Origin of the sequence: Algibacter ulvanivorans (assembly GCF_048381495.1) — a bacterium.
Taxonomy (GTDB): domain Bacteria; phylum Bacteroidota; class Bacteroidia; order Flavobacteriales; family Flavobacteriaceae; genus Algibacter_B; species Algibacter_B ulvanivorans.
In genome coordinates, this window is record NZ_JBLWGD010000001.1 from 732,042 (window position 1) to 745,060 (window position 13,019).

Consider the following 13,019-nt stretch of genomic DNA (forward strand, 5'->3'; position numbering starts at 1 on the left):
TGCGAAAAGGCAAAAAGGATTTCAAACAAACCGTTCAATCCCTAACGCTAATTAATATTAAAAATAAGAAGTATTTACTGTAAATTTAATTGCCAAGAAACACTAAACTTATCAATTACCCAACCAAATTTTTTGCTAAAACCATAATTATTTAGCGGCATGGCAATTTCACCATTTTCAGCTAATTTAGAAAACAACCTATTAAGTTCGGCTTCGTTTTCGCATTCTATATAGTTAGAAACGGCAGGAGTAAAACCCCAATCATGTATAGCAGGGCTATCACTACACATAAACAGCTTACCGTTTAAGCTAAATGTACCATGCATAATTGTGCCTTCTTTTCCAGGCGCGCCTTTTTCCCAACGTTTTACATTAACAATTTTAGAATTATCGAACAGTTTTACGTAAAAATTCATGGCTTGTTCTGCATTTTCTTTCTGGAAAGTTAAAAAAGTAATAATTTTTTGGCTTGAAGTTTTTTTTAAGCTGTCGTTTTCTTTTTTAAGTTTTTCAAGCGTAATAAGGTTATTGGCGTCTTCTTTTTGCTTATTACAGCCTATTAATATAAAACTAAACATGAATATAAAAGGCAAAACTTTTTTCATTTTGAAGTTTTTTTTAAGTTGATATAAACTAAAATAAGCAATTTTAAACAAGTATAACAAAACGGTTAAACTAGTGTTTTATTTGGCAAAGTAAATATTTAAAGTTTAACAAATTTTTTAATAGTGCGGCCAGTATTACTATGAAAGCCTAAAATATAGGACCCTGTAGCCAAATTTTCAACATTAAACGTGTAAGTTTTAGAGCCTTTAGTAAGAATTGCATCTCTAGTTAGTTGTTTTAAAAAATTGCCATTAATATTATAAAGTTCAATTAAAATATTATCACCTATCTTGTAATTAATGGAGAACTCTAATAATTTATCGACTGGGTTTTTAGAAAAAGAAATATCAAGATCTTTCTTGTAAATTTCAGAATTGCTAGTGTTTAAAGTTTGCGTAGTGTATTTATAAATTGTAGCACCGGCAGCATATGCAAGAGAATTGTTTATAATAAAAATACGGTTTAAATTACCACCAACGTTTAAGTTTGTCCAGGTTTCACCACCATCATTAGTTTCATGAAAACCTGTGGTATGGCCGCCCATCCAACCTTTGGTTTCAGATACAAAACCTACAGCTTCAACACCACTTTCTGGAGCATTATAACTATCCCAAGAGTTGCCTCCATCTAAAGATTTTATTAGTTTTCCTGGGTTTGGGCTAGAAGCGTAAATGGCGCCAAATATCGCATTAGGGTTGTTATCTAAAATTTGAAGTTTCCAAACATATTCTCCTGGTATATTGGCTTGATATATGTTAGTCCAAGTTAGGCCACCGTCGGTTGTTTTTAAAACAATGGCTCCTGTATTATTTCGGCCAGCTGCAAAGCCATTTAACTCGTCTAAAAATTTTATTTCAACCAGCGCATTTGCGTAAGCAGCCATGTTTATATAGCTCCATGTGTTTCCGCTATCGGTAGACTTTATTATATGAGCTGGCTGAAAATAAGCACCACAACCGTAAATTGTAGAGTTGCCAACAGCATCAATACCACAAATAGCATTAGGGTTAGGTGTAATGTTTACTACCGACCAATTATTTCCACCATCAGTTGTTTTGTAAAATGCACCATTAAGAGTGCCTAAAAAGCCAATGTTTTCGTTTAAAAACTCAACATTTCTAAAATACTGGTTGTTGCCGGGTAAATCAGAATGGTTTAATTGTTCGGTCCAGTTTAAGCCGCCATCTTCAGTTTTGTATACAGCTCCATGTTGTCCGTTTGCTGCCCAGCCTAAATTGGTGTTTAAAAAAAACACATCGTCAAATCTGGTGCCATCGTAATTGGTAACAATATTAGGAGTTTCTTGCCAAGTCTGGGCAAATACGCTAAAGCTAAAAAGTAAAAATGCGTAGGTTAATTTCATGCGCTTTGTTATTAGTTTAATTTTTAATAAAATAAATACAACTTCCATTACAATATTAAAACATTGTAATAGAAGTTATATAATAACAAAACTACTGTTTATTTTTTTAGAATCCTTACATTCATCTCTTCTACCTTATTGTCAGATAGTTGAGATGGTGCTCCAAAGAGTAAATCTTCACTAGTTCCTGTTTTAGGGAAAGCCATAACTTCTCTAATAGATACTTTTTTCTCTAAAATCATCATCAATCTATCAACCCCCCAAGCAATACCGCCATGTGGTGGCGCACCATAATGGAAGGCTTTGTACATGGTGCCAACACTTTTAAGCATTTCTTTTTTGTTGTAGCCCATATTTTTGTATGTGGCTTCTAATATTTCAGGTTTATGGGCACGTACAGAACCGCCACCAATTTCGTAGCCATTTAGTATTAAATCGTATTGTTGCGCAATTATGCTTCCAATTTCTTCTTCTTTACCATTCATGTGTTTTTCTATATCATAAATGGCTGGCATCGAGAATGGGTTGTGCGTAAACGTCCAACGGTTTTCGTCTGTTTTTTCAAACATAGGAAAATCTACAACCCATGCTGGTCTTAACTCTTTAGGGTTTATTAAGCGTAGCATTTTTCCTAATTCTTGGCGTACAGCATCTAAAGCTTTGTTTGCCGTTGCATAATCTGCAGCAGAAAAGAATACAATGTCGCCAATTTGTGCGTTAGTTTTTTCTATAATTCTAGCAGCAATATCTTCACCTAAAAACTTAATAATAGGCGATTGTAAATCGTTTTCGTTTACAATAATATATGCTAATCCGCCAAGTCCATGGCTTTGTGCCAGCGTGGTTAATTTTTCAATTTGTCCTTTCGATAAGCGTTTTTTACCTTGTTCTTGGGCAGATACTTTTATACATTTTACTATGCCGCCAGCTTCAATAGGTTTACTAAATACTTGGAAAGTGGTATCTTTTACAATGTTTGTAATGTCTTGTAGTTTTAAACCAAAGCGCAAATCGGGTCTGTCGCAACCGTAGCTATCCATGGCTTCTTTATAGGTAATAACTTCAAACGGATGTAAAATCCATTTTTTGCCATAAATTTTTTCAACTATAGTGTTAAACATTGTTGTGTTTAAATCTATAATTTGTTGCATACTTGCGTATGCCATTTCAATATCTAGCTGTGTAAATTCTGGTTGGCGATCGCCACGAGAATCTTCATCCCTAAAGCAACGTGCAATTTGGAAATATTTTTCGTAACCACTAACCATAAGCATTTGTTTAAATTGCTGTGGTGCTTGTGGTAGTGTGTAAAACGAACCTGCTTGTTTTCTAGTTGGCACAATAAATTCGCGCGCGCCTTCATCTGTTCCAGCACTTAAAATTGGTGTTTCAATTTCAAGAAAATCTTGTTCGTCTAGAATATCGCGCATCATTTTAATTACCTTATGGCGATTTACAATGGCTCTACGTACATCGTCATTTCTATGATCTAGATATTTATATTGAAAACGTACAGTTTCGTTTGTTTTTGTGGCTCTTTTTATTTCAAAAGGAAGTGTTTTGGCAAGGTTTAGTATATCTAAATTGGTAGCTTCTAATTCTATTTTACCTGTTCTTGAAGCAGGATTATAGTCGTCTTCTTTACGTTTAACAATAGTTCCAGAAACGGTAATTACCGATTCGGGTTTAAGTTTTACTAACTCGTCTAGATTAGCAAACGATTCTCTACTTAATCGTACTTGAAACATTTGCGTGCTAGAATCGCGTAAATCTATAAATATTAATTCGCCATGATCTCTAACGCTAGATACCCAACCAGAAAGTGTTACGCTTTTAGAAATGCTATTGTCTGATATTTCTGAAATAACATGCGTTCTATATTCGTCTTTAATTATTATGGGTATTTCGGGTAAAATTTCTTCTGCTTTTGCTTCTTGTTTTTGGCTTTTTGTTATTGGTGCTTTGTCTTTGTTGTTTGTTGTCTGGCTAATTGTTGCTCCTGCAAGCGAAGCTAAAATTCTCTCACGAATTATTTTTCCAGAAGCGCCTTTTCCAATAATTGCAATTACTTTTCCAACAAGAATACCAGCTTTACCTTGGTTGCCTGCCTTAATATCGTTTGTAACGGCTTCGTTTTCTGAAATTACCTTGGCTATAGCGTCTTCAATTTTAGATTCTGAAATGGTATTAGCCTCAAAGTATGTTTTGTAGTCGAATTTAGAATTTTCTAATAACGATTTTATGGCATTTTGAACTAAAACAGAGGTTACTTTATCTGCTTTAAATAAACTGAATATGTCTATGAAATCTGAAATGTTTTCAATTTTATAGTAGTCTTCAGCTTTAATATTGTTAGTTAATGTTTTTGCAACAAAAGAAGGTTCTTTAATAACATTGTTAATAGTTACAAAGGTTTTGGATCGTAACGAATCGGCTGTAAAAAACTTTGCGTCTTGAGGTAAAACGCCTCCTTTAATTAAAATAGACTCTACGGCAAAAGGTAGAGTGCTTAAATCTACATTAATAGACTCTACAACGTCTTTTATAGAAACAAAGGGTAAATCGGGCTCTGATATAAAACGGTAATCGGCTTCAAATTCCTTTTTACGCATGGTTTTGGTTTGCTTAAGCTCGGCATCCCATAATACGGTTGTTTGGTCTGGTCTAAATTTTTTGTGCTCTAAAAAGTAGTTAAGTTGTTTTTCAACTTCTTCTTTTAAAGCATCAATCATAAACTTAAACGAGTTTAGGTTTTTTATTTCGGTACGTGGGTTTAAGTTATAATCGTGTTTTTTACGAAGCGAAACAGAAACATCCGATTTAAATTCGCCTTTTTCAAGATTAGCTTCAGAAATCCCTAGGTTTTGAACAATACGTTGTATGTATTGCGCATAGGTAGAGGCATCTTCAATATGGCGTATACAGGGTTCGGTTACAATTTCAATTAAAGGTACACCAGCTTTATTAAAATCGACTAACGATGTTTTTTTCTCGTGCATTAATTTTGCAGCATCTTCCTCGATATGTACTTGCGTTAAATTAACTGTAAACTGGCTTCCGTCGTTACGAAAACAAGATACAGAGCCATCTGGAATTACAGGGTTGTGAAACTGGGTAATTTGTATGTTTTTAGGGTTGTCTGGGTATTCGTAATGTTTTCTGTCCCAAGAAATGACTTCGTTTTCAAAAGTCGATTTTACGGCCTTTCCAAAATAAATAGCTTTGGTAATGGCCTCTTTATTAATGGCAGGTAAAACGCCCATTTGCCCTGTACAAACCGAACAGATGTTTTGATTGGGTTGTTCTATTTCTTGGTTTGCACAAGAACAGAATAATTTGGTTTTTGTATTTAACCGAACGTGGGTTTCTAAACCAATTACTAACTCTAATTCGTGCTTTTTAAGTTGCTCGTTTAATTGTTCTAAATCCATTATATCGTGTCTTTTAAGAAGTTAGCAAACTTCAAAACGAGTTCGTCATTATTTTTTGCTGCCGTAATTTGTAAGCCTGTTGTTGTGCCTTGTGGTATTGTTAATGTTGGTAATTGCCCTAAACTAAAACCAACGGTATAGGCATCGCTTAAATACATGGCATGTGGGTTTTTTAAACTATCACCAATTTTGGGTGGTGTACTTGGTGTAACAGGAGATATGATAATATCTACTTCGTTAAAATCGTTTTCAAAATTTTTAGAAAAGGAATCGCGTAGGGCTAAGCTTTTTAAATAAATTTCATCTGAAAAACCTTGAGATAATACTTGGTTTCCACCAACAATACGGCGTTTAGTTTCTTCAGAAAAGTTTTTAGAGCGTGTTACAGCGTAGGTTTCTTTTAAATTTTCAGATTCTATACGGTTACCGTAATTTGTACCATCTAATCTGGATAGGTTTGATGCTGTTTCGGCCATAGCTAACGTGTAGTATGTTGATACTAAGGTTTCAGACTCGAAGAAGTCTAGAGCTTTAACAGTAATGCCTTTTGCTTTTATTTTTTCAATGGTTGCTAAAAAATCTGTTTTTATGTTGGCATCAATCGCATTACTTTCAATAAAATTCTTAAAATAACCAACAGTTTTTATGGTTTCAGAATTTAAAATACTATCTGTAGTTATTTCCGCGGAAGCGTAAGAGGTTTGGTCTTTTGCATCTTTACCACTCATAACGTTTAATACAATGCGAATATCTTCTATCGATTTTGCTATAGGGCCAACACAATCTGTAGACGATGCGTATGCCATTAAGCCGTAACGCGAAATGCGGCCATAGGTTGGTTTTAAACCATAAACATTATTGTAACCAGCCGGTTGGCGTACAGAGCCTCCGGTATCGCCACCAATAGAAAAAACGGTGTAGTCTTTGGCAACATTAACAGCAGAGCCTCCGCTAGAACCACCACCAACTAAGTTTGGGTTTGTAGCGTTTTTTACAGCGCCAAAAATAGTGTTTTCGCTAGACGATCCGTGTCCAAAACTATCACAGTTTTCTTTTACTAATGGAATAGCGCCAGCATCTAATAGTTTTTGAATTGCGGTTGCTGTATAGGCCGATTTGTAGTTTTTAAGTAAATTTGAACTGGCTGTAGTATAAGTGCCTTGTACCATAAACACATCTTTAATACCAAAAGGAATACCTTCTAGTAAACCAATAGTTTCTCCGTTTGCTATTTTGGTGTCTACTTTAGCAGCAAGCTCTAAAGCTAAAGTATCTAATAAACTATTTACGGTGTTGTTTGTGTTTTGTTTTAATTGTTCTAATTTACCTTGAATTAAAGCGGTACAAGATATATCTTTGTTCATCAGTTGTTGATGAATACGGTGTATTTGAGAACTCATAATTATTCTTCTATAACTTTAGAAACTACTAAATAGCCATTTTTTTCTTTTGGGAAATTTTCGATAATGATTTGCTTTTCTGTTGCAGAGCTATCTATAACCACATCGTCTCTTAAATCATTTAAAGACACCGCATTATTATGATTGTTAAAAGCATTATTATTTGTAGTATTAGCGTTTTTAATAACTTCAAATAATTTGTTTACGGCCTCGCTAGGCTGTGCGCCTTTAATGCTCGACAATACGTCGACTGTCATAATTTTACTCATCTGTTCTTAAATTAATTTATAAAAAAAGCCCTCCGATATCGGAAGGCTTTATATATTTTATAACAATAACCTTCCGAACCCTAAATATTAGGATTGTTGAAATTAATATTATTGTTATTATTTGTCATTACGTTTTTTAATCGAGTTCAAATATAAATAGAATAAATAGACTAGGCACTATTTTTACAAATATCCTAAGTCGTATTGTCAAATTAATAATAAAGATATGGTAATTTGTAAGTTTCTTAGCTTAATAAGTAATAATGCTTATATATTTTTAATAACAAGTAGGTAAACCTACTTGTAAAATAAAGATGTAATTAGCCTTTTTTGTACTATTAGATAAAAAAACGATAGCTTGATAAGTCGCTTTTAAGACGTTTTATGTTTTTTGTATTTCAGAAATGATTTTTAAAATGTTAAAATTGATTTTAAGGTCGTTTTTAGGCGATTTAAGCCCTTTTTAAGTAATTAACAAATGTTGATAATTATCTGTTGAAGGCTATAAAAAGCTTTTAAAAGGCTATATAATTTTGTATATTTGTTTGTATTCAGAAGGATGCTAAAAAGCATCCTTTTTTGTGATGTAAAGAGTTATTAAAATAAAAGAAAAAAATATAAAATATGAGCGAACCTAAAGAAGAGTTTAATAAACACAATTATTCGGCAGATAGTATTCAGGCTTTAGAAGGTATGGAGCATGTGCGTATGCGTCCGTCGATGTATATTGGAGATGTAGGTGTACGTGGTTTACACCATTTAGTTTACGAGGTTGTAGATAACTCTATTGATGAGGCTTTGGCTGGGCATTGTAATAATATTACCGTAATTATAAACGAAGATAATTCGATAACAACCGAAGATGATGGTCGTGGTATTCCAGTAGATTTACATAAAAAAGAAGGTGTTTCTGCACTAGAAGTTGTAATGACTAAAATTGGTGCCGGCGGTAAGTTTGATAAAGATTCTTATAAGGTTTCTGGAGGTTTACACGGTGTAGGTGTAAGCTGTGTTAATGCATTATCGGTTCATTTAAAAGCAACAGTTTACAGAAACGGAAATATTTACGAGCAAGAGTACGAGCGCGGAAAAACATTGTATCCTGTAAAAACAGTAGGAGAAACCGAAAGACGAGGAACCACAGTTACTTTTAAACCAGACCCCACAATTTTTACACAAACTTTAGAGTATAGTTATGATACTTTAGCGAGTCGATTACGTGAATTGGCGTATTTAAATAAAGGCATAACAGTTCATTTAATAGATAAAAGAAATGTAAATGAAGATGGCGAGTTTGAAAAAGAAACGTTTCATTCTGAAAATGGATTATCTGAATTTATACAATATTTAGATGCTACTCGAGAGCCATTAATGAAAGATGTTATATCTTTTGAAGGAGAGAAAAATGGTGTGCCAGTTGAGGTTGCCATGATTTATAATACATCTTATGCAGAAAATTTACACTCTTATGTAAATAACATTAATACGCATGAAGGAGGGACGCATTTATCTGGTTTTCGTCGTGGTTTAACGCATACTCTAAAAAAATATGCCGACGAATCTGGTATGTTAGATAAGCTAAAGTTTGATATTTCTGGTGACGATTTTCGTGAAGGTTTAACAGCTATTGTGTCTGTAAAAGTACAAGAACCTCAATTTGAAGGGCAAACCAAAACAAAATTAGGAAACAGAGAGGTTTCGGCTTCTGTAAGTCAAGCGGTTTCTGAAATGCTTTCAGATTATTTAGAAGAACATCCAGACGATGCTAAAACCATTGTGCAAAAAGTAATATTGGCAGCACAAGCACGCCATGCAGCGCAAAAAGCTCGCGAAATGGTGCAGCGTAAAACGGTAATGAGCATTGGAGGTTTGCCAGGGAAATTAAGCGATTGCTCAGAGCAAGACCCAGAAAAATGCGAAGTATTTCTTGTCGAGGGAGATTCGGCAGGCGGAACTGCAAAGCAAGGGCGAGATAGAAACTTTCAAGCCATCCTTCCGTTAAGAGGAAAAATATTAAACGTTGAAAAAGCCATGACACACAAGGTTTTTGAAAACGAAGAAATTAAAAATATTTTTACAGCTCTTGGTGTTACTATAGGTACTGAAGAAGATAGTAAAGCATTAAATCTTTCAAAATTAAGATATCATAAAGTAGTTATTATGTGTGATGCCGATATTGATGGTAGCCACATTGCAACATTAATATTAACATTTTTCTTTAGATATATGAAAGAGTTAATAGAAAACGGCCATATTTATATTGCTACGCCGCCATTATATTTAGTAAAACGAGGGGCTAAAAAACAATACGCTTGGTCTGATGCCGAACGTGATGCTATTGTAGCCGAGTTTGGAGATGGTAGTAAAATACAACGATATAAAGGTCTTGGAGAGATGAATGCAGAACAACTATGGGATACGACTATGAATCCTGAGTTTAGAACTATGCGTTTAGTACAAATAGATAACGGTACAGAAGCCGATAGAATTTTCTCTATGTTAATGGGAGATGAGGTTCCGCCGCGTAGAGATTTTATTGAAAAGAACGCTATTTACGCAAATATTGATGCGTAATTAATGCTTAAATATTAAAAAAGCCGCTTATGTAAGCGGCTTTTTTGTTTATAGATTTTGGGGACTAATTCAATCTGATATGCTAAATGCCTAAGCCAACACGAACTCTTGGCGTATTTAATCTAACATTTGTATTTATAGAAGTGCTTCTTCTAGGGTATCTGTTATAATAATAGTTGTCGTATCTGTAATAATAATACGCCGCATGATTATAATAGGAATGTTCATGATGACAATGTGAGTTACAATGGTTGTAATGCTCGGCATAGGCATCTCTTTTTCCTTTCATGTAGGCTTTGTAGGCTTGTCGGTCTTTTTTCTTTAAATCTTTTTCGTAAGCTTTTTGTTCGTTCCAAAAGGCTTTGCTTTCTTTTTCGCTTTCTGCTTTAAATTGTTGTTCGTATTTAGCATCTTCTGCAGCACGCTTTTCGTAATACGATTTTTTATCAATTTTAGTTTCGCTTTTAACTTCCGTGTCTTGCGCATTTATAGTAAATGATAGGCCAATTGCTAAAATAAATATAGATGTTTTAATTGTTTTCATAACTGTAATTTTTAAGGTTATTAATTGCTCCTTTTTGAGAGCTTTCATATATAAGACACCTTAAAAGTATTTTACCCTACATTTTTTATTTAAAACAAAAAAAGCTAGCTTAAAAACTTAAGCTAACTTTTAGTGAGTTTGAAAATTAGGTGATTAAAAATCGAATCCTAGAGAGAATTGCCAAACTCTATTTTGTGGGTTTCCTTCGTCGTAAATATCACCTAAACCTAAATGATATCTTACGCCAAAGCTTAGGCCTGAATTGGTTTTAAGGCCGCCGCCAAAATTTACACCCCAATCAAAATTGCGAGGTTCAAATTCTTGCGAGGTGTCAAATACACCAAAACTACTATCAAATTCTTCTTTATGCGAAATGGCATAACCAACTTGCGGGCCAGTTTCTAAAAAAATGTTAGTCGAAGGATATGCTTTAAACATTACAGGTAAATTTATATAATCTAGTTTTTGTGTAAAAGTGCCGCTACTATCTTTTAATTCGTAACCTTGTTGCGAGTATAAAAACTCAATTTGTAAAGCGATAGCTTCATTTAAAAACGATTCGCCATAAAATCCAGCATGAAAGCTATGTCTTTGTCCAGTTTCTGTTTCGCCATCAAAACTAACGGCAGCCAAGTTGTAGCCAAATTTTATACCTGCTTTTGATGTGTTTTGGTCTTGGGCATTTAAATTAAAAAAGGCGCAAATAGTTATTGCTAAAATTGTAAGTTTAGTTTTCATAATAATTAAAAATTTGAAATTTAAAAAGTGTGTTTATTTGCCTCCGTTTGCCTGTAAATCGGCAATGCATTGCTTGTCTAATTGCGGCGCAGAGCTCATATTGGCCATGTTGGCTATTCCGGCGCTTGTTTCGGCTGCCCAATACATTAAGCAGTTTTCTTCGTTACAATGTTTTGGGTGTTCTTCATCTTCGTGTTGGTTTTGCATATCCGATCCTAAATTGGTTAAGCCTAGAATATGTCCAAATTCGTGAGTTATAACAGTAGTTTCTAGTAAATCTCTTTCAGGTTCGAAAGGGCTATTGCTTAAACCTTGAATAGTTTCTTGATATATAACAAACGAAGTATTCCAGTATGCTGTGCCTAGTACAACGCTAGAGTTGGAGTCGTTTTCAGATTTTCCATCAATAAACAAAGCCCAAACTGCAATTTTATTTGCTGTATTGTAGTTTTGCCGTTGTGTTCTTTCAATATCTGCAATGTCTTCTATAGTATAAGTGTTTTTTCCGGGCGATGGAATTTCGCGTTTTTCGACAGTTATGCCATTAGGTTTAAAGGTTCTGTTGTTTAAAAATGAAACAAAATTATTAATAGCGGTTTCTGAAGGTTTAAAGCCTTTAACATAAACCAACTCGATTACCATGCTTTTAAATTTGGTTTCTGATAGTAAATCGTTTGCCGAGCTACCTGTTGTTTGTCGGTTTAAGTTTTTATTAATAGTAGTGTTTTGGTTTTCTTGGTTTGTAACCGATTCGTCTTTAGAGCATCCAAAGGTGGTAGTTAATACGAGTATGGCTATTAAAAGTTTATGTTTCATTTTGTTTGTTTTTTTATTAAAAGCAGCTACCATTTGGGTAGGGTAGCTGCTTTACCATAACATACGTAACAAATACTTAGCTAGTTTTAAATTTTAGTTAATACTAATGTTACTGCTGCATTTGTTGAACTTTGTAGGCTAATTGTGTTTTCAGAATAACTTGATACTTTCCATGTATTATTTAACAATTCGAATGTTGCATTGTTAGAAAATGTTAGCGATATAAATACTTCAAGTTCTGATGCTACTTGGTAAGTGCCTTCAATGTTTTCTATAGTTGCGTTTACTGTGTTTTCGGCAATACAAGTTAAGTTGTTTGCAAAATTAATAGTATAGTCTGCATAATCATTAGCTTTGTTAACTCCAGCAGAGATAAAAGATTCTACTTTAAATTTGCTTTCAACTAAAATAGCTTCTAATTCTTCGGCATCTTCTTCAGCATCATTTATAGTTTCATCTGTACCTAAGCATTCGGTAATTCTTGCTTGTAAATCCATGTCGCTAGTAATTTCTACTACAGTATTTCCGCTTAAGGTTGCAGTAATTGGGTAGTTTACAGAAAATAATGCGTTATCATCAAAGTTATTCATGTATGCATATAATTGTTGTTCAGACTCAATAACAACACTACCAGTTTGTTCTACATTTAAATCGAAAGTTAAAATGGTAATAGGGAAATCGATATTTAAACAGTTAATGGCATTTTTAGCTTCGTTTTCTGCGGTTTCGCAGGCGTTAATAAGTGCATCGTATTCTGTTTGGTTTGTAACCTCTACTTCTGTGTAGTTACTAAGTTTTACAGATAAAGGGAACTGTAATTCAATAGTGTCATCATCATTTGTAAACTCTCCAAGTATATTTAACACTAAATTGTAATCGGCTTCGCTTATAATTGTAATTTCGGTGTTGTTAATTGTTGCTGTTACTGGTAATAAAATAGAAGAACAGGAAATGCCATCTAAAAAATCATCAAAACTACCATCGTGCATTGAAGAGCGCTCTAAATTATTTGCTGTAGGAGATGTGGCATTGTTTGTATTTTCTCTATTTCCGTTTTCGCTATCAATTTCATCTTGGCATGATGTAAGAGCTAAGATTGATGTAAATAAGATAGCGGTTAATAATTTTAAATTTTTCATGATTTTAATGTTTTGGGTGTGTTTAAATTTCTTTTTCATAGCGATTTTTTTCGCTTTCTGTATTTAAGACAATTTAGTTTTAATTTACCCTACCTTGGTTTTAAAAAAAAATAATAATTATAGCAAAGTAAGCTAAAAG

The 13,019-nt window shown here is 33.7% G+C and carries 10 protein-coding genes; 1 reads left to right on the forward strand and 9 read right to left on the reverse strand.

Features of this window, described 5'->3' with window-relative positions:
- Positions 1 to 74: 74 nt before the first annotated feature.
- The 5 genes from ACNG5D_RS03430 to ACNG5D_RS03450 all read right to left on the reverse strand — a co-directional run bounded on the left by ACNG5D_RS03430 (position 75) and on the right by ACNG5D_RS03450 (position 7,069).
- On the reverse strand, positions 75 to 605 hold the full coding sequence (locus ACNG5D_RS03430) for a VOC family protein (RefSeq protein ID WP_418182088.1): 531 nt from the start codon (positions 603 to 605) through the stop codon (positions 75 to 77).
- A gap of 98 nt (positions 606 to 703) precedes the next feature.
- Positions 704 to 1,969, reverse strand: a complete 1,266-nt coding sequence (locus ACNG5D_RS03435; RefSeq protein WP_418182089.1) for a YCF48-related protein — start codon at positions 1,967 to 1,969, stop codon at positions 704 to 706.
- 98 nt (positions 1,970 to 2,067) lie between these two features.
- Positions 2,068 to 5,400 (reverse strand): bifunctional amidotransferase subunit GatB/aspartate--tRNA ligase AspS, encoded by a 3,333-nt coding sequence (gatB/aspS, locus tag ACNG5D_RS03440; protein ID WP_418182090.1) that lies wholly within the window; start codon positions 5,398 to 5,400, stop codon positions 2,068 to 2,070.
- Complete coding sequence (locus ACNG5D_RS03445; RefSeq protein WP_418182091.1) at positions 5,400 to 6,800, reverse strand: amidase family protein; 1,401 nt, start codon at positions 6,798 to 6,800, stop codon at positions 5,400 to 5,402. Before ACNG5D_RS03445 ends, gatB/aspS begins: the two co-directional genes overlap by 1 nt.
- Positions 6,801 to 6,802: 2 nt before the next feature.
- Positions 6,803 to 7,069 (reverse strand): Asp-tRNA(Asn)/Glu-tRNA(Gln) amidotransferase subunit GatC, encoded by a 267-nt coding sequence (locus tag ACNG5D_RS03450; RefSeq protein WP_418182092.1) that lies wholly within the window; start codon positions 7,067 to 7,069, stop codon positions 6,803 to 6,805.
- Between the two features lie 624 nt (positions 7,070 to 7,693).
- Between ACNG5D_RS03450 and gyrB the strand changes: the two genes are divergently transcribed.
- Complete coding sequence (gene gyrB, locus ACNG5D_RS03455) at positions 7,694 to 9,643, forward strand: DNA topoisomerase (ATP-hydrolyzing) subunit B (protein ID WP_418182093.1); 1,950 nt, start codon at positions 7,694 to 7,696, stop codon at positions 9,641 to 9,643.
- An 82-nt stretch (positions 9,644 to 9,725) separates the two neighbouring features.
- Here the strand turns inward: gyrB and ACNG5D_RS03460 are convergent, their stop codons facing one another.
- From ACNG5D_RS03460 to ACNG5D_RS03475, 4 genes are all read right to left on the reverse strand, one after another.
- Positions 9,726 to 10,187 (reverse strand): hypothetical protein, encoded by a 462-nt coding sequence (locus ACNG5D_RS03460; RefSeq protein ID WP_418182094.1) that lies wholly within the window; start codon positions 10,185 to 10,187, stop codon positions 9,726 to 9,728.
- Between the two features lie 153 nt (positions 10,188 to 10,340).
- Positions 10,341 to 10,925, reverse strand: a complete 585-nt coding sequence (locus ACNG5D_RS03465; RefSeq protein ID WP_418182095.1) for a porin family protein — start codon at positions 10,923 to 10,925, stop codon at positions 10,341 to 10,343.
- Positions 10,926 to 10,958: 33 nt separating this feature from the next.
- The gene (locus ACNG5D_RS03470) at positions 10,959 to 11,741 is read right to left on the reverse strand and encodes a membrane metalloprotease (RefSeq protein ID WP_418182096.1); all 783 of its coding nucleotides are present in this window, start codon (positions 11,739 to 11,741) and stop codon (positions 10,959 to 10,961) included.
- Positions 11,742 to 11,827: 86 nt separating this feature from the next.
- The gene (locus ACNG5D_RS03475) at positions 11,828 to 12,880 is read right to left on the reverse strand and encodes a hypothetical protein (RefSeq protein ID WP_418182097.1); all 1,053 of its coding nucleotides are present in this window, start codon (positions 12,878 to 12,880) and stop codon (positions 11,828 to 11,830) included.
- Positions 12,881 to 13,019: the final 139 nt, after the last annotated feature.

Coding starts and splice junctions, on each gene's coding strand:
- ACNG5D_RS03430 (WP_418182088.1), bottom strand. CDS start 605: ATGAAAAAAGTTTTGCCTTTTATATTCATGTTTAGTTTTATATTAATA.
- ACNG5D_RS03435 (WP_418182089.1), bottom strand. CDS start 1,969: ATGAAATTAACCTACGCATTTTTACTTTTTAGCTTTAGCGTATTTGCC.
- gatB/aspS (WP_418182090.1), bottom strand. CDS start 5,400: ATGGATTTAGAACAATTAAACGAGCAACTTAAAAAGCACGAATTAGAG.
- ACNG5D_RS03445 (WP_418182091.1), bottom strand. CDS start 6,800: ATGAGTTCTCAAATACACCGTATTCATCAACAACTGATGAACAAAGAT.
- ACNG5D_RS03450 (WP_418182092.1), bottom strand. CDS start 7,069: ATGAGTAAAATTATGACAGTCGACGTATTGTCGAGCATTAAAGGCGCA.
- gyrB (WP_418182093.1), top strand. CDS start 7,694: ATGAGCGAACCTAAAGAAGAGTTTAATAAACACAATTATTCGGCAGAT.
- ACNG5D_RS03460 (WP_418182094.1), bottom strand. CDS start 10,187: ATGAAAACAATTAAAACATCTATATTTATTTTAGCAATTGGCCTATCA.
- ACNG5D_RS03465 (WP_418182095.1), bottom strand. CDS start 10,925: ATGAAAACTAAACTTACAATTTTAGCAATAACTATTTGCGCCTTTTTT.
- ACNG5D_RS03470 (WP_418182096.1), bottom strand. CDS start 11,741: ATGAAACATAAACTTTTAATAGCCATACTCGTATTAACTACCACCTTT.
- ACNG5D_RS03475 (WP_418182097.1), bottom strand. CDS start 12,880: ATGAAAAATTTAAAATTATTAACCGCTATCTTATTTACATCAATCTTA.